The following is a 20789-nucleotide window of genomic DNA, read 5'->3' as shown; positions in this document are numbered from 1 at the left end:
CCTTCAAAAACGGCCTCGAATACTTCAAAGCCGCCGCAGCCGGATGGAGCCTCAGAGATACGTGCATGCCCTAGGGCCTTCACCGGGACGACACCGTGTGGGTTGGCTCGCACTCACCTTGCCACCGACAGCTTCTCCGTGATCGCCTTGCGCAGGATGCGCGAGAGGGCTTCCACCGAATACGGTTTCTGGATCAGCTCGAAGCCGCGATGGGCGTTTTCCGCAAGCACGTTGCTGTAGCCAGAGGTGAGCACGACCGGCAAGCCTGGATAGCGTTCACGAATGACGCCGGCGAGCTCGACGCCGTTCATGCCGGGCATGATGACATCGGAGAACACGAGGTCGACCGCGAATTCGTTCTCGCCGAGGATGGCGAGTGCCGCGTTGGCGTTGGCGACGCGGCGGGTGACGTAGCCGAGGTCTTCCAGAAGCTCGGTCGAGAACTGGCCGACATCGTCATTGTCCTCGACCACGAGCACGCGATAGCCGCGGCCGGTGGTGGCGGCCTCGCCGGTCAGCGCTGCAGCCTCCTTCTCGGCGGTGGGGCTCTGCACCTGCGGCAGGTAGATCGTGAAAGTCGCGCCCTGTCCGGGCGCGCTCGTCACCGCGATGTCGCCCTCGGACTGCTTTGCGAAGCCGAAGGCCTGGCTGAGGCCGAGGCCGGTGCCTTTGCCGACCTCCTTGGTGGTGAAGAACGGCTCGAAGATGGCGTCGATGTTTTCGGGGGCGATGCCGCTGCCGGTGTCGGTGAGAGAGATCGCGACATAATGGCCGCCGCGCGCCGATTGCGCACGCAGGTTCGGGATGCCCTGAACCTTGCGGACGGCGATGGTGAGGCGGCCTTCGCCGTCCATGGCGTCGCGGGCGTTGATGGCGAGGTTGATCAGCGCAGTCTCGAACTGCGCAATGTCCGCCACCGTAAAGCAATCGGCATCGTCGATCTCGACCACGATCTCGATGCGGCCGCCGACCAGCGGCCGCACCAGCTGCGCCACGCCCTCGACCTGGCTGCCGACGTTGAAGATCTGCGGCTTCAGGGGCTGCCGGCGCGCGAAGGCCAGCAGCTGCGCCGTCAGCTTTGAGGCGCGCTCGACAGTGTCGGAGATCGCATCGACATAGCGGCGGCGGCGCTCCTCCGGCAACTCGCGCCGGCGCAGGAAGTCGGTCGCCGAACGGATGATGGTGAGGAGGTTGTTGAAATCGTGAGCCACGCCGCCGGTGAGCTGGCCGATCGCCTCCATCTTCTGCGACTGCCGCAGCGCTTCCTCGCCGCGGCGGCGCTCGGTGATGTCCACGGCTTCCGGCACGGCGCCGGTGATGTTGCCGTGGCGGTCGAGCACCGGACGCATGCCGAACTCGAAATCGCGCTCGCCGATCGGCAACCGCAGCCGCATCTCAATTCGCACTGGTTCGCCGCGCAGCACGGTCTGGAACGCCTCGCGCACGGTTGTGCTCACGCCGGGCGTGCCGGTGAACCAGGGCGTGTCCCAGAACAGCTTGCCGATGACGTCCTCGGAGCGCGCCTTGATTCCGTCGAGCGCGGTCTTGTTGGCGTAGAGCAGCTCGCCCTCGAGGTTGACGAGTCCCTGATACTGATTGCTGGTCTCCAGGATCGCACGCAGCCTTGCCTCGTTGGATTCGAGCTCGGCGGTGCGCTCGACGATGCGCTCTTCCAGGGTCTCGTTGAGTTGCCGCAGCTCGATCTCGGCCTGCTTGGCAACGGTGACGTCGTGGGCAACGCCGATGAAGCCGATATGCTTGCCGGTCGGATCCCAGCGTGGCTGGGATTCCGATCGCAGCCAGCGCCATTCGCCGGATGCATTCTTGTAGCGCGCCTCCAGCACAAACGGCTTGAGCGACGCTTCGCCTTGCACGGACTGCTGCAAGACGTGCGGGAGGTCGTCGGGGTGCAGCACCTTGCGCCAGTCGAAGACAATGGCCTGCTCGTAGGGCAGGCCGACGAAGTCGACATAGGCCTGATTGGCGAAGGAGCGCGTGCGGTCGAGCTTTGTCACCCAGATCGGCACCGGCGCGCTGTCGGCGATCAGCCGAAAACGCTCCTCGCTCTCGCGCAGCGTCTCGCGGGCGAGCATCTGGTCGGTGATGTCGAAGTCGGCGCCCACGAGCCGGAGCGCGCGGCCGTCCTTGTCGCGCTCGATCTTGGCGACGACGCGGATCCAGCGAGTCTCGCCGTCGTTCGACCGTATGATGCGGTACTCGTCGGCATAATCGCCGCTTTCGCTCTTCAGCGTCTCGAAGAGATGCTTGATCGTACGCTGGCGATCCTCCGGGTGGATCCGGGCGACCCAATCCTCGTAGGTTTCGTCGGTTGCTTCAGGGGGCAGGCCGTGCACGAGCAGATATTCCGGCGAGCGGCGGTTCTTGAAGCCTTCGCGGAAGTCGATCTCGAGCCCACCGACCTTGCCGATGCGCTGGATGCGCGCGAGCTCGGCCTCGCGCTCCTGCAACGCGCGATAGGCGTTGTCGCGCTCGCGCGCGATGTCTTCGAGGTGTTGGCGCAGCCTCTCGGCGGCGATGGTCTCGGGCAAAAGATCGTTCAAGGCGTCGGCCGTTGTGATGCGGGAGCGCACGTGCCGGACCGATATTCACACAGTCAAAGCCTGATAGCCATTGCTCAAAAGGGAATAGCTCAACAAACGCCCACCGAACGGCGTGGGCGCGCATGAGCCAATGCCGGGGCTGGCTATTTGTTCCCCGATATTGGAACGATGGGCCGCCGGCGCGCGTATCTGCGAGGCCCCACAGCTGATATCGTAAGGCTCCCTTTCCCAAGAGGCTAAAGCTTGAAGCTCTTTGTCTGCCAGGACTGCGGCAATGTTCTCTATTTCGAGAACCGCGCCTGCGAACGCTGCGGCCATCGCGTCGCCTTTCTGCCGGAGAAGGAGACGATGTCCGCGATCGAGCCCGACGGGGAAGGCTGGGCCACGCTCGCCGACAAGGGCAGGGCACGCATGCTGTGCCGCAACGCCGGGTACGACGCCTGCAACTGGCTGACGGACGGTAGCGATACCACGGGCTTTTGCCGCGCCTGCCGCCACAACGGCATCGTGCCAGATCTTTCCGATGCCGCGCAACTCGCCGGCTGGCGCGAGCTGGAGGTGGCGAAGCACCGGTTGTTCTATTCGTTGATCCGCTGGAAGCTGCCGCTCCAAACCCGGCAGGACGATCCCGAGCATGGCCTGATCTTCAATTTCCTCGCGGATGATCCGAACAGCGGACAGAAGGTCCTGACCGGCCACGACAACGGCCTGGTTACGATCGCGCTCACCGAGACCGATACCATCGAGCGCGAGCGGCGCAGGCTGGAGATGGGCGAGCCCTACCGCACGCTGCTCGGGCATTTCCGCCACGAGGTCGGGCACTATTTCTGGGACGTGCTGGTGCGTGATGGCGGGAAGCTGGAGGAATGCCGCGCCGTGTTCGGCGATGATTCCGTCGATTACGGTCAGGCGTTGCAGCGCCACTATGCCGAAGGTGCGCCGCGGGACTGGCAGCAGAACTACGTCTCGGCCTACGCGACCATGCATCCCTGGGAGGATTTCGCCGAGACCTGGGCGCACTACCTCCACATCGTCGATACCCTGGAAATGGCTGGCGAGTTCGGCATGGAGGTGCGCCCCAAGGTCGACCGCGATGGGGAGTTGTCGACGCGGATCCGCTTCAATCCCTATGAGGCGAAAGGCGTTGAGGCGATCGTCGACGCATGGCTGCCCTTCACCTTTGCCATGAACAGCGTCAACCGCGCCATGGGCCTGCGCGACCTCTATCCCTTCATCCTGTCGCCGGCCGTGGTCGCCAAACTGGGCTTCATTCACAGCCTGGTCCGGGACGTGGCCAAGGCCAGAAAGCAATAGGGCGCCCAGGGCTCACCAGGCGCGATCCGGTCTTGCGCTGGTACGCCAGAGCGGGCCGGATTTTGCCCGTTGCCTCCGGCCCATTTTGCTGTACCACGAAAGCATACGGCCCCGTCCCGTCGGCCCGCCAACGGCCCGGAGGGGGTCCCGCCCAAGGGACGAAGCTCAAGACAAACAATGTTCAAACGCATCCTGATCGCCAATCGCGGCGAAATCGCCTGCCGGGTCATCAAGACCGCGCGCAAGATGGGAATTCAGACGGTCGCCGTCTATTCCGAGGCCGACCGTGATGCCCTCCATGTCGAGATGGCCGATGAGGCCGTGCTGATCGGCCCGCCGGCAGCGGCCGAGAGCTATCTGCTGATCGAGAAGATCGTCGAGGCCTGCCGCAAGACGGGCGCCGAGGCCGTGCATCCCGGCTATGGCTTCCTGTCCGAGCGCGAGGCGTTTCCGCGGGCGCTGGAAGCCGCCGGCGTCGTCTTCATCGGCCCGAACCCGGGCGCGATCGCCGCGATGGGCGACAAGATCGAATCCAAGAAGGCGGCCGCCAAGGCCAATGTCTCGACCGTGCCCGGCTATCTCGGCGTCATCGAGGACGACAAGCACGCGGTCCGCATCGCCGACGAGATCGGCTATCCCGTGATGATCAAGGCCTCCGCCGGCGGCGGCGGCAAGGGCATGCGCATCGCACATTCCAAGGCCGAGGTCGCCGAAGGTTTCAATCTGGCCAAGGCCGAGGCCAAGGCCTCGTTCGGTGATGACCGCGTCTTCGTCGAAAAGTTCATCGTCGATCCCCGCCACATCGAGATCCAGGTGCTGGGCGACAAGCACGGCAACGTCATCTATCTCGGCGAGCGCGAATGCTCGATCCAGCGCCGCAACCAGAAGGTCATCGAGGAGGCGCCGTCGCCGCTGCTGGACGAGGCCACGCGCCGCAAGATGGGCGAGCAGGCGGTGGCGCTGGCCAAGGCCGTGAACTATGATTCCGCCGGCACCGTCGAGTTCGTCGCAGGCCAGGACAAGAGCTTCTACTTCCTGGAGATGAACACGCGCCTCCAGGTCGAGCACCCCGTCACTGAGCTCGTCACCGGTGTGGACCTCGTCGAGCAGATGATCCGCGTTGCCGCCGGGGAGAAGCTCGGCATCGCGCAGAAGGACGTCACGCTGACCGGCTGGGCCGTGGAGTCGCGTCTCTATGCCGAAGACCCGTTCCGCAACTTCCTGCCCTCGATCGGGCGCCTGGTGAAGTATCGCCCGCCGGCGGAAGCGAGCCATGACGGCATCACGGTGCGTAACGACACCGGTGTGCAGGAGGGCGGCGAGATCTCGATCCATTACGATCCGATGATCGCAAAGCTGGTCACGCACGCGCCGTCGCGGGCGGCCGCGATCGAGGCGCAGGCGACCGCGCTTGACTCGTTTTATGTCGACGGCATCAGGCACAACATCCCGTTCCTGTCGGCCTTGATGCATCATCCGCGCTGGCGCGAGGGCCGGCTCTCGACCGGCTTCATCGCCGAGGAATTCCCCAAGGGCTTTGCGGTGCGCGTGCCCGAAGGCGAGGTCGCGCGTCGCGTCGCTGCGGTCGGCGCTGCCATCGATCATGTGTTAGGGGAGCGCAAGCGGCAGATCTCGGGTCAGCTTGGCGGCCGCGTCGTGCAGCGCGAGCGCCGGCGCGCGGTCTGGCTCGACCGCCAGGAAATCTCGCTCGAGGTCGCGCGTGAGGGCGATGCCATTGCGATCCGCTTCGTCGATGCCGACGGCAAGGCCGGCAACGCGCATCTGTTGCAGTCCGCATGGAAGCCGGGCGATCCGGTCTGGCAGGGCACCATTGACGGTCACTTCGTCGCGGTCCAGGCGCGCCCGATCGCCAACGGCATTCGTCTTGCGCATCAGGGCGTCGAGGTGCCGGTCTATGTCTGGACCGAGGCGGAAGCGGCCTCTGCACGGTTGATGCCGGTGACGACGGCCTCCGACACCGGCAAGAAGCTGCTGTGTCCGATGCCCGGTCTCATCGTCTCCATCGCGGTGACCGAAGGCCAGGAGGTCAAGGCCGGCGAGACGCTGGCGGTGGTCGAAGCCATGAAAATGCAGAACGTGCTGCGCGCCGAGCAGGACGGCACCGTGAAGAAGATCCACGCCAGTGCCGGCGCGACGCTCGCGGTCGACGCGCTGATCCTGGAGTTTGCGTAAGGCGTGAGTGGGGCGGGCCAGTTTGCCCGCAACCACCGTCATTGCGAGGAGCCCTTGCGACGAAGCAATCCAGACTGCCTCCGCGGATGCATCTCTGGATTGCTTCGCTTCGCTCGCAATGACGGAGTATGCTGCGAGGGCGTTGCAATCATCGAGACATCCCATGGCCTTTCGTTCCCGCCGCGAGAAACTGCGATCGATCCTGTCGGGCGGGACTTGCGTCCACCCCGGCTCGGTCTATGACGCGATCTCGATCCGTATCGCCGAAGATCTCGGCTTTCCGCTCGGCATGTTCGGCGGCTCGGTCGCCTCGCTCGCCGTGCTCGGCGATCCCGACGTCACTCTGATCACGCTCACCGAGCTTGCCGAGCAGATGCGGCGGATGTCGCGCGCCGCAAGCCTGCCGGTGCTGGTCGATGCCGACCACGGCTATGGCAACGCACTCAACGTGCGCCGCACCGTGCAGGAGCTGGAGACCGCGGGCGCCGCCGGCCTCACCATCGAGGATACGCTGCTGCCGGTGGCTTTTGGCGAAGCCAAGGCGCAGCTGATCTCGCTGGAGGAGGGCGTCGGCAAGATGAAAGCCGCCCTCGACGGACGGGCCGATCCCTCGCTGGTCATCATGGGTCGAACGGGGGCGGCCTCGATCACCTCGATTGAGGACGCGATCAGACGTGCCAAGGCCTATGAGGCGACGGGTGTCGATGCGCTGTTCTTTACCGGCATCAAGTCGCGCGCCGAACTCGAGGCGATCGCGTCTGCAACGCGTCTTCCCATCGTGCTCGGCGGCGCGCCAGACGAATTGAACGCGATCGATTATCTTGCCGGCCAGCGCGTGCGCATTGCGCTCCAGGGCCACGCGCCGATCGCGGCGGCGACGCAGGCGGTGTACGAGATTCAGAAGGCATTGCGCGAAGGTACGGCGCCGAAAGCGTTGAAGGGGGTGCCGTCGGCGGAGTTGACCAACCGCGTCATGCGCGAAGCCGACGTCAAAGCGCGCAGCGCCGATCTTCTCGGGCTGAAAAAATGAGCCGCGCAATCCTTCAGGTCATGATCCGTGGTCGCGTGCAGGGCGTCGGCTATCGGGCCTGGGTCGAGTACCAGGCGACCGCGAGCGGCCTCGAAGGCTGGGTCCGCAACCGCCGCGACGGCGGCGTGGAAGCGCTGTTCGCCGGCGCGCCGAACCATGTCGCCGACATGGTCGCGCTGTGTCGCCACGGCCCGCCGTCGTCGCGCGTCGACAGTGTGACGAGCGAGACGGCGAATGCGGATGAGCTGAATCTGCGCAGGGCAGGGGAGGCGTTCTCGGTGTTGCCGACCGTGTGAGCCAAGCTCTTCGCCGCGCCAGCGGTGCGCTCCCTTGCACCGTTCTCGCAAGCGGGGAGAGGTTAAGGGTCACCGCGGCAGTTTCGAAATCGCCTCGCTCAACTCGTGGATTTCATACGGCTTGCGCAGGATCGGGAAATCGCCGCGCACGCCGGCTGCGACGTCGCTGTAGCCGGTGGCAAGCAGGATCGGCAGGCCGGGGCGGATCTGGCGGAGGCGATGGGCGAGGCCGAGCCCGTCCAGCTTGCCGGGCATGACGATGTCGGAGAAGACGAAGTCGATGCCGTTCGTCTCGACCTCACGCAAGGCGGCTTCGGCATCGGCGACGCGCCGTACGTTGTAGCCGAGCTGCTCCAGAAGTCCGGTGCTGACCAGGGCAACGTCGGGATTGTCCTCGACCAGCAGCACCGTGCCGCTGCCGCGCAGCGGCGCCGCCGCAGGCGTCTCGGTCCGTGCGGCCGCCCCGGTTTCTCGCGGCAGCAGGATGGTGAAGGTCGTACCTTTGCCGAGCTCGCTTGCGACCTTGACCGTGCCGTCGGCCTGATGCGCAAAGCCGTGCACCTGCGACAGGCCGAGACCGGTGCCTTTCCCGACCGGCTTCGTCGTGAAGAACGGCTCGAAGATCTTGTCGACCACGTCGGAGGGGATGCCGAGCCCGGTATCGGCGACCGTAATGGCGACGTATTCGCCGCTATGGAGCGGATCGTCGAGGACAACGTTGTGCGCGCCAATCGTCACAGTGCCGCCGTCGGGCATTGCGTCGCGCGCGTTGATGACGAGGTTGAGCAGTGCGGTCTCGAACTCCGAGACGTCGGCCTTGATCGGCCAGACCGCGCGCTCGATCTCGAAGGCCAGACGAACGGCACTGCCGACGCCGGCGTGAAGCACTTCGCGGATCGCCTCGATGCGATCGCCGAAATGGATCGCCTGCGGATTGACGCTCTGCCGCCGCGCGAAAGTCAGGAGCTGACCCGTCAGCGCGGCGCCGCGCTTGGTGGCGGTTTCGATCGCCGAGATTGCGTGCCGCAATCTGGCATCGTCGGGGTCGCCCTTCTTCAGGACGTGAAGGCTGCCGCTGATGATCATCAGCAAATTGTTGAAGTCGTGCGCGACACCGCCGGTGAGCTGCCCGAGCGCATCGAACTTCTGCGACTCGGCAAGCTGCGTCTGCATCGCCTCGAGCTTGATCTGGGTGTTGCGGCGTTCGGTGATGTCGCGCGTGATCTTGGCGAAGCCGACGAGGGTGCCGTCCTCGTAGATCGGGTCGATCACCACACTCGCCCAGAAGAAAGTGCCGTCCTTGCGAACGCGCCAGCCTTCCTCCTCGTAGCGGCCCTGGTCCCGCGCGATGCCGAGCGCACGGGCAGGCTTGCCGTTGGCGCGGTCGGTCTCGGTATAGAAGCGCGAGAAATGCTGGCCAAGGATCTCCTGGGGCGAATAGCCCTTGATCCGCTCGCCGCCGATGTTCCAGCTCGTGATGATGCCGGTGGGATCGAGCATATAGAGCGCGTAGTCCGCGACTCCCTCCACCAACAGCCGGAAACTCCGCTCGCTTTCGAACAAGTCTCTCTGTTGACTGGACTTTCTGACCATTCCGGACCCCGCCTCGACGGGGACAAACGCTGCAGGGCGCGTTTGGTTCCCGCTTTCTGGGACGTTTTTAGGCAAATAGGGCGAACGGTATGCAAGAGGCAAGGCGCGAGGAGCACTTGACATACGATCATATTGGTCAGATATTTCTGTCATGACAGAAATAACCGGAAAGAAGAAACTGCCCGCCGCCGTCGAGCGCTTCATCCTGCATTGGGGCGACATGGGGGATCAGTGGGGCGTCAACCGCTCGGTCAGCCAGATCCACGGGCTGCTCTATCTGGCCGAAGCGCCGATGACGGCCGAGGACATCGCCGACACGCTCGGCATGGCGCGCTCCAACGTCTCCAATTCGCTCAAGGAACTGCTCGCCTGGAACCTGATCCGGCGCGTGCCGATCCTCGGCGACCGCCGCGATCATTACGAGGCCGAGACCGACATCTGGGAGGTCGCGGCTCGCATCGCGGCCCGGCGCAAGGAGCGCGAGCTCGATCCGGCGATCACGGCGCTCAGGGCCTGCGTGTCCGATGCTGCCGACGATCCGGCCATCAATCCGGTCGCGAGCAAACGGCTGAAGGAGATGCTCGCCTTCACCGAACTCGCCGACCACTGGTTCATGCAGATGCTGAAAGTGCCGCGGCCGCGCGTGGTCGCCCTGATGCGGCTTGGCGAGAAGATCGCCAACCTGCTGCCGCTAGGCAAGGCCAAATAGTGTTGAGGAGGTTGTGATGACGTCGGCGAGATTATCAGGCTCCAACGCACCAACCTCCGCTCACATTAAACTGCTCGACGACCGCCGCTTCCGCGCATTGCTGTCGGACGAGGATTGGGGCCGCCTGCCGCTCGCAACCTGGCGGCGCTTCTCCAAGCGCGTCGCCGACGGTGACAGCGTGGTCTATGTCGGCGTGGTCGACGAGGTTTCCTTCAGCGACATCGGCTGGTGGTTCTCGCAAGTCGCGCGCCTGATCGGCGGGCCGCTGCCGACGGGGCGCGACACCGGTGTGCCCATGATCGTGACGGTCACCGAGGACAGCGCGACCGGCGGCCAGACCTGGACCCGCATCTGCGCGCGCAAGCGTGGCTTTCCGCAGGTGATCCATTCGGCCAAGCGCTTCGCCGGTCCGACCGGGCTCGAGGAATATGTCGGCTTCGGCGTCTCCATGGCGCTGCGCATTGCGGTGGAGGGCCAGACGCTGACCTTCCGCAGCGCCGGCTACGGCCTGCAGTTCGGACGGCTCTGGATTCCGCTGCCGCAATGGCTCACGCCGGGCGATCTCACGGTGACGCACAGCGATCTCGGCGAGGGCGCCTTCCGCTTCACCCTCGACGTCATTCATCCGCGTTACGGCGCGCTGATCCACCAGTCCGCCGTGTTCAGGGAGGCCGTGTCATGACCCCGCTCTTGTGGACGCTCATCGCCATCCAGATCGTGATGGGCGTGTTCGATACCTTCTATCACCACGAATTCACCGAGCGCCTGGCGTGGCGGCCGTCGCAGCGCTTCGAGCTGAAGCTGCACGGGATCCGCAACATGCTCTATGCGCTCTTGTTCCTGCTGCTCGGCTGGCTCGAGGTCTACGGTGTGCTGGCGCTTGCGATCATCGCCGTGCTGGTCGGCGAGATCGTCATCACGCTGATGGATTTCGTCGAGGAGGATCTGAGCCGGAAGCTGCCGCCGAGCGAGCGGATCAACCACACGCTGCTTGCGATCAACTACGGCGCGATCTTGGTGCTACTGCTACCGGTGCTGATCGATTGGGCGACGCAGCCCTTTGGTGTGAGCGTCGTGTATCAGGGCCTGCTCAGCATCGCCGCGAGCGCCTGCGCCGTTGGCGCATCGCTCTGCGGCATCAGGGATTTTGCGGCAATGCGACGGCTTGGCCGCATGAAGAGCGTTCCGGCAGAAGGACTCGTTGAGAAGATCTCGGGGCGCAAGACCGTGCTGATTACCGGCGCCACCGGCTTCATCGGCAGCCGCCTCGCGGCGAGCCTCAGCGGGGCAGGGCACGATGTCATCGCGCTGATCCGCAACCCTGCCAAGGCGGAGATGCTGCCGCCGCCGGTGACGCTGATCACCAGCCTCGACCAGCTTGCCGCGGATACGCCCATCGACGCCATCGTCAATCTCGCCGGCGAGCCGATTGGTAACGGCCTCTGGACTGAAGCCAAGCGCGCGAAGATCATCGGCTCGCGCATCGACATGACCGGCGACGTCGTCAAACTGATCGCGCGGCTCGACCGCAAGCCCGAGGTGCTCGTCAGCGGCTCCGCCATCGGCTGGTACGGGCTGTGGGCCGATCAGGTGCTGACGGAGTCCGCGAAGTCGCATGCCTGCTTCAGCCACGAGCTGTGCGCGGCCTGGGAGAAGGCGGCGCGGCCGGCGGAAGAGCTTGGCGTCCGCGTGGTCTGCTTGCGCATCGGTCTCGTGCTGGGCACGGAGGGCGGCTTCATCACGCGGATGCTGACGCCGTTCGAGTTCGGGCTTGGCGGCCCGCTCGGCACCGGGCGGCAGTGGATGTCCTGGATCGAGCGCGACGATCTGATCCGGCTGATCGCCTATGTGATGGCGACGCCCGATCTGTCGGGGCCGGTCAATGCCACCGCACCGATCCCGGTCACCAATGCAAAATTCACGGAAGAGTTGGGGCGCCGTCTGCACCGACCTGCGGTGTTCCGCATTCCCGGCGGCCTGCTGCGCCGGATCGGCGGCGGCTTTGCCGACGAGCTTCTGCTCGGCGGCCAGCGCGTGCTGCCGAACAAGGCCTTGAGCCGCGGTTTTAGGTTTCGGCACGAGACGCTGCGCAGCGCGTTCGAGGCAATTTTGTGAGACGTCAGGTGGCCGCCACGCTGCGAAACGTTGCGGCCACTGCGCGCAACGCAGCCAGTTTTGCGGGATCGCTGACCTTCGAATGCAGCATCACCTTCGAGCTGCCGAGCTTCGGCAGCTTGTGCGCGGGCCCGATGTCGATGAGCCCGGGAGGCGCGATCCGCCGCGCCAGCGGCGCGATGGCAAGCCCGGCGAGCGCGGCCGCGACCACCGCCGTGACGCCGCCGCCGACAAAGCGCTCGCGCCAGGCGGTGCCACCCTTGTCGAGTGCGCGGACGGCAATGGCGCGAACGCCGCAGGGCGGGGCAAGGGTTGCAAGCGGCAGCGGCTCGCCCTTCGGCAGGGTGAAGCGTCGTGACGCGAACCACCCGAATTCGTCCTCGGTCAGCTTCTCGCCGCCGCGGCGGCTACCTTCCTGGCGGACAATCACCGCATCGAGTGCGCCCGCGTCATAGGCATCCTGCATCTCGCGCGAGAAGCCGATGGTGACGGCGAGCGTGAGGTTCGACGACATCGCATGCAGACGCTCCAGCAGCGGCACCAGTTCGGGGCCTGCGGCGTGGTCGGAGATGCCGAGCGAGAGCGATTGCGCCGCCGGGACCTCGCCCGACAGCGCGCGGTCATGCGCTGCCATCAGCGCGCGGGCGCCATCGAGGAAGCTGGCGCCGTCGGCGGTGAGCCGGACCGCGCGCGGCGAGCGTTCGACGAGACGTTTGCCAAGCAATGTCTCCAGCCGTTGCAGCTTGAGGCTGACGGCGGCCTGCGTCGTGCCCAGCGCCTCCGCGGCGCGCGTAAAGCTCTGGAGGTCGGCGACCAGCAGGAAGGCCCGGACGGTGGCGATGTCGAGTGTGGCTGTCATTATGATTGGTTATCACTGGTATCAATATGGATAAGATACCAAAATGACGGGTGGTGGTCTAGCTTTCTCCCCAACGCCGCGCAAACAGCGCGACATCCTGAGGAGAACGACAATGCCTCTGATCACCGTATCCTACACCTCGTCCCGCCAGTCGCCGTCGCTGAAGGCCGACATCGCAAGCGCCGTATCCGAGTTCACCGCAAAAATCCTGCACAAGGATCCCAAGGTCACCGCCATCATCGTCAAGTCGGTCGATGCCGGCGACTGGTTCGCCGGCGGCAAGTCGCTCGCCGAGCAGAAGCTCGCCAGCTACTGGATCGACATCCATGTCAGCGAAGGCACCAACACCAAGGACGAGAAGGCGGCCTATCTCGCCGCGATGTTCAAGCGCATGGCCGAGATTTTGGGCCCGCTGCATCCCGAGACGTACCTGCATGTCGACGAGGTCAAGGCCGATGCCTACGGCTTTGGCGGCTTGACCCAGGAGCGGCGGTACATCGCCGGCAAGCTCGAAGTGCCGCTGGCTGCGGCGTGAGGCTGCGAGCCGCGGGTGAGCGATCTCCCCGCGGCCTGATCGTCAGCTCGCCGCGCGGAACTGCACCTCGGTGTTGTTCAGGAAACACGTCTTGTCGAACAACGTCAGGTCCAGTGGGTTCGGCAGCCGGACGTCGTGGATGTCAGGACAGGGCTTGATCGCGGGATCGTAGGAGCGGTCGATCTGCGAGATGAATACGACGATCAGCCCCTTGTCGCGCGCAAAGGATTTCAGCGCGCGCACCTGAACGGTCAGGTCGGGGTTGTCCCGCCGCTGGTCGAGCACCTGCAGATAGTCGATCACGACGACCGTGCCGCGCGGGGCGTTTGCCATTTGCTTGACGACGTAATCGGCGCTGATGGCGTCGGAGCAATCGACCTCCAACAATTTGTCGAATTGCGCAGGCGCCACGCCCATCGCCCGCAAGCGGTCCAGCACGTCCTTCTCGGTGTATTCGAGTGAGAAGAATGCCGCGCGCTGGCCGGACTTCATCGCCTCCACGGCGAGTTCGAGGCTCATCAAGGTCTTGCCCTGACCGGGGCGCGCGCCGACCAGCACGAGATCGCCCGGCCGGAATTGCGGAAACAGTTTGTTGGCGGGCGTTTGTGCTCCGGCCTTTGCCGCGAGCATGCTCCAGGCGGAAAAGCCTTCCGTCGTGGCGATGCGGTCGAGCGCGTCGTGCAGCGGGATGTCTTCCTCGCGGGACAGGCGCTTTGCTTTTCGCTTCAGATGATAGATCGGTGCAGACAATTTCATCGTCAAACCTCCCATTGCGAGCAGAAAGCGCAATCCCTCCTTATGCCTGGCGCTCGAACAGTCGGTCCGATGGTTTCGTCGCCCGGTATGACGTGTACTTTCCCTGCGGAGGGGGGAGGCGTAGGCGGCACCTGGCGCAAGCCTAACCGATTCCACGGCGCGCGAGAACGCGCGCGGCGCCTCGCCAACAGAAATGTCATGCCGCGGTTTCGGGCAGCAGCGCGCGGGTCGGCCCGAACAGCTCTTCAAACGCCTGCCGCAGCGCGATGTCGACATCTACCATGGTCACGAGCTGGCCGAGATCGATCAGCGAGGTGACGCCATAGCGGGGATCGGCAACGCCGCAGGGAATGATGCCGGCGAAATGCGATAGCTCGGGCTCGACATTGATGGCGATGCCGTGGAACGAGACCCAGCGCTTCAGCCGCACGCCGATTGCGGCGATCTTGTCTTCGTGCTCGGGCCCCTTGTCGGGCCGCCTCACCCAGACGCCGACCCGGTCCTCGCGCCGCTCGCCGCGGACGTTGAACGCGGCCAGCGTCTTCAGGATCAGCTCCTCCAGGCTCGCGACATAGGCCCTCACGTCCGGCCGGCGCCGCTTGAGGTCGAGCATGATGTAGGCCACCCGCTGGCCGGGCCCGTGATAGGTGAGCTGCCCGCCGCGCCCGGAGGCGAAGGTCGGGAAGCGGGCGTCGAGCAGGTCGCTTTCCTTGGCTGAGGTGCCGGAGGTGTAGAGCGGGGGGTGTTCGAGCAGCCAGACCAGCTCAGGCGCCTCGCCCGCCGTAATCGCTGCGACCCGCGCCTCCATGGCGGCCACCGCCTCCGGATAGGGCACCGGCGCGTCCGAGATTCGCCATTCGACGGGCTCGCCGCCGGCAGTGGAAAACGACGTCAGATCGAGCTCTTGACGCTGGTTTTGGCGGGGGTTTCGAGGCGAATTAACCATTGGCTAACCATAACGTGGTGATGATCACAGGCGCAAATGCCAAGTCCTTTGGCGTTGAGTCCCAGTTGCGGCGGTCCTGACAGTGCCCACACTCGACAAAGTCACCGTGGATCTCATGGTCGTCCTCGGGACGACCACCATGCCGATCCATCAGGTATTACGTCTTTCCCGCGGCGCCATCATCGAGCTGGACGCAACCGAGGCCGACGAAGTCAAGGTGTTGGCCAACAACCTGCCGGTCGCGTCGGGCGTCGTGCTGGTCGACCGCAACCGGATCGCGGTCGAGGTCAAGCAGATGCTGCCGCGGACGCCGGGCACGCGGTAGCGGCCGGGGCACGCGGTAGCGGCCGGGGCACGCGGTAGCGGCCGGGGCACGCGGTAGCGGCCAGGGTACGGGGTAGCGGCCTGGGGATCCGCTAAGGTCGGCCATCCGAATAGGGCCGATCCGGGCGGGGCGGAGACTTTCCTGCCAAGCTTGTGGAATTCGGGGCCCTTGCAGGCTTGTATCCCCCTGATGGATTTGTTAGATCGGCGACCGCTGATCCGGCCAGCCAACGACCTCAGGCCGGTATCTTCTTGCGCTCGTGGCGGAACTGGTAGACGCGCTGCCTTGAGGTGGCAGTGGGTAACACCGTGGGGGTTCGAGTCCCTCCGAGCGCACCACCTTCAAATCTCATTTCGGGAAGCAGGCGGCCCCGCGCGGGCCCATCAGCCGTATTCATCGCCGATGCCGTATTCCCGGTAGATCTCGAGCGGATCGAGGTCGGGGAACAGGCGGCATTTGGCCTGGGCCAGATGCAGGCTCACCGCGTTCGGCTCCTTGCCGTGCGAGAGCATCTTGCGAATGTCGTCCATATGCGCGCTCGGCTGGTGCTTCGCCTCGAGCTGCTCCAGTGCAACCAGCGCAGTCGCGAGCGCCTCGGTCAGGACCCAGTCGTCGTGACCCGTGATTCCCTTCTTCGGCATCGGCAGACCCCAATCCGCAGACTTCGCCTGTAGCGGCGGCAGCACTCTACCGTAGCTTCCGTCGAATCTCTATCGAGCCGCCGCCGGCGCGTGGCGCGTGGAACACGGCGGGCGGCTTGCGCGCTCGCTTGCATTATGGCGGCGCGTGGCTAAAAGGCGGCGGCGCGCGGGCACTGGTATCTTTGTTGAAACAAAGTTGGCGTAGACGGGCCTCGCGCGACCTCTCTCGGCTGGAGCCAGCATGGTCTTTCTAAGCTTCGTCTACCGCTTCCTGACCAATTTCGCGTTCATGGCGCTGGTCTATTTCAGCTTGAACTTCATGGAGAAGTATCAGAACCGGGCGATCCTCGCGATCCTGGTGCTGGTCTATGCCGGCATGCGCGCGGCCTCGACGCTGCGCGCCTTCTATTTTTTCCAGAAGATCGAGAAGCTCGAAGCCGAAGCCAAGCGGCTGCAGGCGCCGATCAATGACGGCTCTGGCGGAACCAACGCGCGCAAGCAGATCGTGGTGGATGTTGCGCGGCTGCGCCGCGACGGCGAGCTCAAGTCCTATATGGACCTGTTCTTCCTGGCGCTGATCGTGCTGCTCTGCGTCGCCAACATCATGCGGCAGTAACGGCCTTTACTCAGGCGCGCTTCTTCACGCTGGTGGCGACCCGGGTCGGGCGGGGCGCTGCGATCTTGGCTTGAGCTGCGTGCTTCGGCATGGCGTGTGCCGCATGCGCGGTTCGGCGCACCTGAATCCTGCCAGCCTTGCCCTTGCCGGCATGCGGCGCCTCGGCCGCCATCGCGAGCCGTGTCGCGGCGCGCCGCGACAAGGTCGTCGACAGCAACACCTCGACCGAGCCCTCGGGAATCGCAAAGAGATCGCGACCGGGCGCGGGCAGGGTGGCGGCGACGTCGGCGAGCGCCATGGTCCTGCGCGGCAACACCAGCGGTTGATGCGCGGTCTGTGCGTTGAGATCGGCGAGGCCGGGCGCCGGCAGTGTTGCGGTCTGCGCGAACACGAAGTTGGGCGCGGCGGGCCAGCGTGCGATCGGGGTCGTCTCCGTCGGCGGATGCAGCAGCCACTCCACAGCGGCGGTCGGTGTCGCCGGCCGGTCGGCAGTCGCGGGAACCACATGCACGATGCGATAGCCGCGCGCCTTCAGGTCGCGGATGATCTTCGGCAGCGCCGCTACGGTGCGCGCCTGGATATCGTGCAGCAGCAGAATGCCCTTGCCCTTGGCCTCCAGCCGCTGGATCGCGAGCTGGTAAACGCGATCGGGCGACACATGCCGCCAGTCATCCGCCGGGAAGTCGGCGCTCCACACCTGAATGCCGCGCGAGATCAGAAGGTTCTCGACGCCGTCGGCGCGCATCAGGCCGGGAATGCGGAAGAACGGCGCGAGCTTGGACGGATCGGTCATCGCCGCCGACGTCCACTCGATGCCGCCGTTGATCTGCGCCTCGGCCTTGTCGAGCGGCATGCGGTCGAATGTCAGCGGATGGTTCATGCTGTGCGTGCCGACAGTGTGCCCTGCCGCGACAAGCTTGCGCACGCCTTCCGGATTCGCCTTGGCCTGTTCGCCGATGATGAAAAAGGTCGCCTTGATGCACTCGTTGGCGAGGATCTGAAGCACCTGATTGGAATATTTCGGCAGCGGACCGTCGTCGAAGGTGAGGACCACCTCGTGGTCCTTCAGCGGCAGCGTCTCGCGATACTGCATGGTGCCGATGCGCGGATGCTCGCGCGGGTCGACGACGAGGGTGCGGGAGGTGCCGAGCGCATCAGGATGACCGGGGCAGTCGGCCGCGAAGGCTGCTGGCGACGCCGCGGTCAGCAATCCCAGAAGCAGGACGGCCCACGATCGCGTCCGGACAACAACGCTACTACCGATCATGAACCCGGTCTGCCCTCATCTGCGTTTGCCGTCATAGTAGGTCGGAGACGTCGGAAAACGGTTCAGGTGCAAAGACCTTTGCCACCTGGCGCTCGCCTCAATCTTTGCACGGCATAGCATGAACAGAGTATTAATAGGGCTCAAATCACCCCATTTTGGTCAGGCGTGACATCCCGGCATCAATGCGCGATTTCAGCGCTTTTTTGCCCTGGGGCCGCCGGGACGATGTGCACGACGCGATAGCCGTTCTTGCGCAAATATCGCAGGAACACCGGCATCATGGCGGCCGTGTGGGCCTTGGGATCGTGGAACAGGATGATACCCTTGCCGACGGCGTTGAGGCGATCCGTGACGAGCTTCAGCTCGTGCTCCGGGGTCATTTCCTCCCAGTCGCTCGCCCACAGGTCGGCGCCGAACACGGCGATGCCGCGCGACTGCATGAGGTCGAGCGTCGCGGGCGTCGAGTCGAAATAGGGGAAGCGGAAGAACGGTGTCGAGGGCGTGTTGGTCGAGACGCCGTTGAGCGCGGCTTCATCGGCCGCGATTCCGCGATCGAAGTTCTCCTTCGCTTGCTCGAACGGGATTTTGGATGTCATCGGATGCGACCAGGAATGGTGCGCGACGGTGTGGCCCTCGGCGGCGATGCGCCTGACGAGGTCAGGAAACTCGGCGGAAGACTGGCCTATGAGGAAGAACGTCGCCCGCACGCACTCCTGCGCCAGCGCCGCCAGCACCTTCTGCGTGTAGGGCGGACGAGGGCCGTCGTCGAAGGTCAGCACCACCTCGTGATCCGCGAGCGGCAGGGTCTGCGGGAAGCTCTTCAATCCGACGCGTGGGTAGGTTTTCGGGTCGACCGCGAGCACGCGCGAGGTGCCGAGCGTGTCCTTGCGTGGGCAGTCGGCGGCCTTGGCCGAGCCGATCGCGGCGAGGCTCGCCAGAGCCAGGCCCGTGGTGATCGAGGTCCATTTCGGTCGATGCATCTTTGCCATTGCGCTCGCGATTGCCTTGTGGGTATTGCGTGACCGTCAGCCCAAATTATCAACCCAATCTGTCAGACGGCGAGGCGTACCATGGATGAACATATGGACGGTACCCCTGCCGCTGAGACCTCGGTACTCGACCACGTGCCGATGCGCAATGAAGACGGTGAAATTCGGCAGGAATTCGTCGAGGAAATCGCCCATGCGATCGAGGCCGCCGACAGCGCCGCGCTGCGCGCCTGCGTCGCCGAGCTCCACGAGGCCGATCTCGGTGACCTCATCGCAGCGCTCGCGCCGGACAATCGCGTCCGCCTGGTCGAGCTGACCGGCGCCGATTTCGACTTTTCCGCGCTGAACGAGGTCGACGAGACCGTCCGCGAGGAGATCCTCGACGAGCTGCCGCCCGAGACGGTGGCCGAGGGCGTCCGCGAGCTCGAATCCGACGACGCGGTCGAGCTGCTCGAAACCCTCGACGAGGACGAGCAGGAGGAGATCCTCGAGAAGCTGCCGCTGCAGGAGCGCGTCGCGCTCGAGCGCAGCCTGCTGTATCCGGAAAACTCCGCCGGGCGGCGGATGCAGACCGAGTTCATCGCCGTGCCGCAGGATTTCACGGTCGGGCAGGCGATCGACTACATGCGCGATACGCCCGATCTGCCGGAACGCTTCTACGAAATCTACGTCGTCGACAAGGATCAGCACTGGCAGGGTGCGGTTCCGCTCGACGTGCTGCTGCGCGCGCGCCGCCCGGTGCCGCTCACCGAGCTGACAGACGAGGATCGCCGCCGCGTCTCCGTCCTGGAGGACCAGGAGGAAGTCGCGCACATGTTCGGCAAGTACAACCTCGTCGCGGCTCCCGTGCTCGACACCCAGGATCGCCTGGTCGGCGTCATCACCGTCGACGACGTCGTCGACGTCATCGAGGAGGAAGCGGACGAGGACCTCAAGGCGCTCGGCGGTGTCACCAGCGACGAAGAGCTGTCGGACACGTTTCTCACCATTGCGCGCGGCCGCTTCAACTGGCTGCTGATCAACCTTGCCACGGCATTCCTGGCGTCCTCCGTGCTCGGCCTGTTCGAGGGCCAGCTCGAGCAGATGGTGGCGCTCGCCGTGCTGGCGCCGATCGTCGCGAGCCAGGGCGGCAATGCCGCGACCCAGACCATGACGGTCGCGGTGCGCGCGCTCGCGACCCGCGAGCTCGGTTCCTCCAACGCCTGGCGCGTGGTTATCCGCGAGACGCTGGTCGGCCTCATCAACGGTGTCGCCTTTGCCGTGATCACGGGCATCGCCGCGGTAGCCTGGTTCAAGATCCCGGGCCTCGGCGTCGTCATCGGGCTCGCGATGATCTGCAACCTCATCGCCGGTGCGCTCGGCGGCATCCTGATCCCGATGGCGCTCGAACGCGTCAGGGCCGATCCGGCCGTGGCTTCCGGCACGTTCGTGACGACGGTGACTGACGTCGTCGGCTTCTTCTCCTTCCTCGGTATCGCGACGCTGTGGTTCGGGCTGAAGTAGGGCTCATCTCCGTTCTGTCATTCCGGGCTCGCGCCAAGTGGCGCGCCCCGGAATGACGGCCAGCCAGCTTTAATCCGACTTTAAGCGACCTCCCGCATGATCCTCCCGCTTGGGGGAATGAGCATGCGGTTGCGGCTGAAGGCAGACGGACGGGTCGTTGAATTGCGGGACGGGCAAGAGTTTCCTGTCCAGCCGGTCCCGCCTGCCGTCGAGACCCCGCCGGCCGAAGCCGGCTCGCTCGCGGTACGCGATTTGCGCCGGCGCGCCTGTCTCACCCAGATGGAGTTCGCCGCCAAGCTTGGTGTTCCCGTCGAGACCATCCGCAACTGGGAGCAGGGCAAGCGCGCCCCACGCGGGCCCGCCCGCGCCCTCCTGGCCGTGATCGCGCATGCGCCCGACACGGTCTTCCAGGCGCTCGCCAAGGCCTGAGACGAACCTCCCGTTAGCTTTCCGCCGAAGATGCGCACCCGGGACCGGGCGTCGTCCGTTGCACTCTGGCGGGCCGGGTCCATAATGATGGTGTTGACGACTCTTGGGCTGC

20 protein-coding genes and 1 tRNA gene are annotated in these 20789 nt (G+C 65.4%); 13 read left to right on the top strand and 8 right to left on the bottom strand.

Annotation, left to right across the window (positions count from 1 at the left end; all coding sequences use genetic code 11):
* Nucleotides 1-113 precede the first annotated feature (113 nt).
* Complete coding sequence (locus JQ587_RS35795) at nucleotides 114-2591, bottom strand: PAS domain S-box protein (RefSeq protein WP_212428492.1); 2478 nt, start codon at nucleotides 2589-2591, stop codon at nucleotides 114-116.
* Nucleotides 2592-2804: 213 nt separating this feature from the next.
* Here JQ587_RS35795 and JQ587_RS35790 point away from each other — a divergent pair, with 213 nt between their 5' ends.
* The 4 genes from JQ587_RS35790 to JQ587_RS35775 all read left to right on the top strand — a co-directional run bounded on the left by JQ587_RS35790 (nucleotide 2805) and on the right by JQ587_RS35775 (nucleotide 7394).
* Nucleotides 2805-3875, top strand: a complete 1071-nt coding sequence (locus JQ587_RS35790) for a zinc-binding metallopeptidase family protein (protein ID WP_212428491.1) — start codon at nucleotides 2805-2807, stop codon at nucleotides 3873-3875.
* Nucleotides 3876-4052: 177 nt separating this feature from the next.
* Nucleotides 4053-6068 (top strand): acetyl-CoA carboxylase biotin carboxylase subunit, encoded by a 2016-nt coding sequence (locus JQ587_RS35785; RefSeq protein WP_212428490.1) that lies wholly within the window; start codon nucleotides 4053-4055, stop codon nucleotides 6066-6068.
* Nucleotides 6069-6231: 163 nt separating this feature from the next.
* Entirely contained in the window at nucleotides 6232-7098 is an 867-nt protein-coding gene (locus tag JQ587_RS35780) for an isocitrate lyase/PEP mutase family protein (RefSeq protein WP_212301513.1), read from the top strand.
* Nucleotides 7095-7394: an acylphosphatase gene (locus tag JQ587_RS35775; protein WP_212301512.1), complete on the top strand. Its 300-nt coding sequence runs from the start codon at nucleotides 7095-7097 to the stop codon at nucleotides 7392-7394. The genes JQ587_RS35780 and JQ587_RS35775 overlap by 4 nt, the downstream gene beginning before the upstream one ends.
* A gap of 69 nt (nucleotides 7395-7463) precedes the next feature.
* Here JQ587_RS35775 and JQ587_RS35770 read toward each other — a convergent pair whose 3' ends face one another.
* Nucleotides 7464-8987, bottom strand: coding sequence for a PAS domain-containing sensor histidine kinase (locus tag JQ587_RS35770; RefSeq protein WP_212428489.1), 1524 nt, complete (start codon nucleotides 8985-8987; stop codon nucleotides 7464-7466).
* Nucleotides 8988-9138: 151 nt separating this feature from the next.
* Here JQ587_RS35770 and JQ587_RS35765 point away from each other — a divergent pair, with 151 nt between their 5' ends.
* From JQ587_RS35765 to JQ587_RS35755, 3 genes are read left to right on the top strand one after another with little or no spacing between them, the layout of a single operon-like run.
* A complete protein-coding gene (locus JQ587_RS35765) occupies nucleotides 9139-9696 on the top strand; it encodes a GbsR/MarR family transcriptional regulator (protein ID WP_212301510.1) in 558 nt (185 codons plus the stop codon).
* A gap of 16 nt (nucleotides 9697-9712) precedes the next feature.
* Nucleotides 9713-10378, top strand: a complete 666-nt coding sequence (locus JQ587_RS35760; protein WP_212301509.1) for a DUF4166 domain-containing protein — start codon at nucleotides 9713-9715, stop codon at nucleotides 10376-10378.
* A complete protein-coding gene (locus JQ587_RS35755) occupies nucleotides 10375-11811 on the top strand; it encodes a TIGR01777 family oxidoreductase (RefSeq protein WP_212428488.1) in 1437 nt (478 codons plus the stop codon). Before JQ587_RS35760 ends, JQ587_RS35755 begins: the two co-directional genes overlap by 4 nt.
* A 4-nt stretch (nucleotides 11812-11815) precedes the next feature.
* On the opposite strand, the gene JQ587_RS35750 is transcribed toward JQ587_RS35755, so the two are convergent.
* On the bottom strand, nucleotides 11816-12670 hold the full coding sequence (locus tag JQ587_RS35750) for a LysR family transcriptional regulator (RefSeq protein ID WP_212428487.1): 855 nt from the start codon (nucleotides 12668-12670) through the stop codon (nucleotides 11816-11818).
* 112 nt (nucleotides 12671-12782) lie between these two features.
* Between JQ587_RS35750 and JQ587_RS35745 the strand changes: the two genes are divergently transcribed.
* Nucleotides 12783-13205, top strand: coding sequence for a tautomerase family protein (locus JQ587_RS35745; RefSeq protein WP_212428486.1), 423 nt, complete (start codon nucleotides 12783-12785; stop codon nucleotides 13203-13205).
* Between the two features lie 42 nt (nucleotides 13206-13247).
* Here the strand turns inward: JQ587_RS35745 and JQ587_RS35740 are convergent, their stop codons facing one another.
* Complete coding sequence (locus tag JQ587_RS35740; protein ID WP_212428485.1) at nucleotides 13248-13961, bottom strand: DNA helicase; 714 nt, start codon at nucleotides 13959-13961, stop codon at nucleotides 13248-13250.
* Between the two features lie 196 nt (nucleotides 13962-14157).
* Nucleotides 14158-14907, bottom strand: coding sequence for a lipoyl(octanoyl) transferase LipB (gene lipB / locus JQ587_RS35735; RefSeq protein WP_212428484.1), 750 nt, complete (start codon nucleotides 14905-14907; stop codon nucleotides 14158-14160).
* 82 nt (nucleotides 14908-14989) lie between these two features.
* Between lipB and JQ587_RS35730 the strand changes: the two genes are divergently transcribed.
* Nucleotides 14990-15232 carry a FliM/FliN family flagellar motor switch protein gene (locus JQ587_RS35730; protein ID WP_011088012.1) on the top strand — a complete coding sequence of 81 codons (243 nt, stop codon included), beginning with the start codon at nucleotides 14990-14992 and terminating at the stop codon, nucleotides 15230-15232.
* 253 nt (nucleotides 15233-15485) lie between these two features.
* A tRNA-Leu gene (locus tag JQ587_RS35725) sits at nucleotides 15486-15570 on the top strand.
* Between the two features lie 45 nt (nucleotides 15571-15615).
* Here JQ587_RS35725 and JQ587_RS35720 read toward each other — a convergent pair.
* Entirely contained in the window at nucleotides 15616-15873 is a 258-nt protein-coding gene (locus JQ587_RS35720) for a hypothetical protein (protein WP_212301503.1), read from the bottom strand.
* Between the two features lie 241 nt (nucleotides 15874-16114).
* Between JQ587_RS35720 and JQ587_RS35715 the strand changes: the two genes are divergently transcribed.
* Nucleotides 16115-16489, top strand: a complete 375-nt coding sequence (locus JQ587_RS35715; protein WP_212428483.1) for a hypothetical protein — start codon at nucleotides 16115-16117, stop codon at nucleotides 16487-16489.
* 10 nt (nucleotides 16490-16499) lie between these two features.
* On the opposite strand, the gene JQ587_RS35710 is transcribed toward JQ587_RS35715, so the two are convergent.
* Both JQ587_RS35710 and JQ587_RS35705 read right to left on the bottom strand, forming a co-directional pair.
* On the bottom strand, nucleotides 16500-17756 hold the full coding sequence (locus JQ587_RS35710; protein WP_212428482.1) for a polysaccharide deacetylase family protein: 1257 nt from the start codon (nucleotides 17754-17756) through the stop codon (nucleotides 16500-16502).
* 179 nt (nucleotides 17757-17935) lie between these two features.
* Complete coding sequence (locus JQ587_RS35705; RefSeq protein ID WP_212428481.1) at nucleotides 17936-18745, bottom strand: polysaccharide deacetylase family protein; 810 nt, start codon at nucleotides 18743-18745, stop codon at nucleotides 17936-17938.
* An 81-nt stretch (nucleotides 18746-18826) separates the two neighbouring features.
* Here JQ587_RS35705 and mgtE point away from each other — a divergent pair, with 81 nt between their 5' ends.
* Nucleotides 18827-20248, top strand: a complete 1422-nt coding sequence (gene mgtE, locus JQ587_RS35700) for a magnesium transporter (RefSeq protein WP_212301499.1) — start codon at nucleotides 18827-18829, stop codon at nucleotides 20246-20248.
* Between the two features lie 117 nt (nucleotides 20249-20365).
* On the top strand, nucleotides 20366-20677 hold the full coding sequence (locus JQ587_RS35695) for a helix-turn-helix domain-containing protein (RefSeq protein WP_212301498.1): 312 nt from the start codon (nucleotides 20366-20368) through the stop codon (nucleotides 20675-20677).
* The last annotated feature ends 112 nt before the right edge of the window (nucleotides 20678-20789 follow it).

Source organism: Bradyrhizobium manausense, assembly GCF_018130615.1.
Lineage (GTDB): Bacteria > Pseudomonadota > Alphaproteobacteria > Rhizobiales > Xanthobacteraceae > Bradyrhizobium > Bradyrhizobium manausense_A.
Note: the sequence above shows the minus strand (reverse complement) of the source record. Positions and strands in the feature narration are given on the sequence as shown.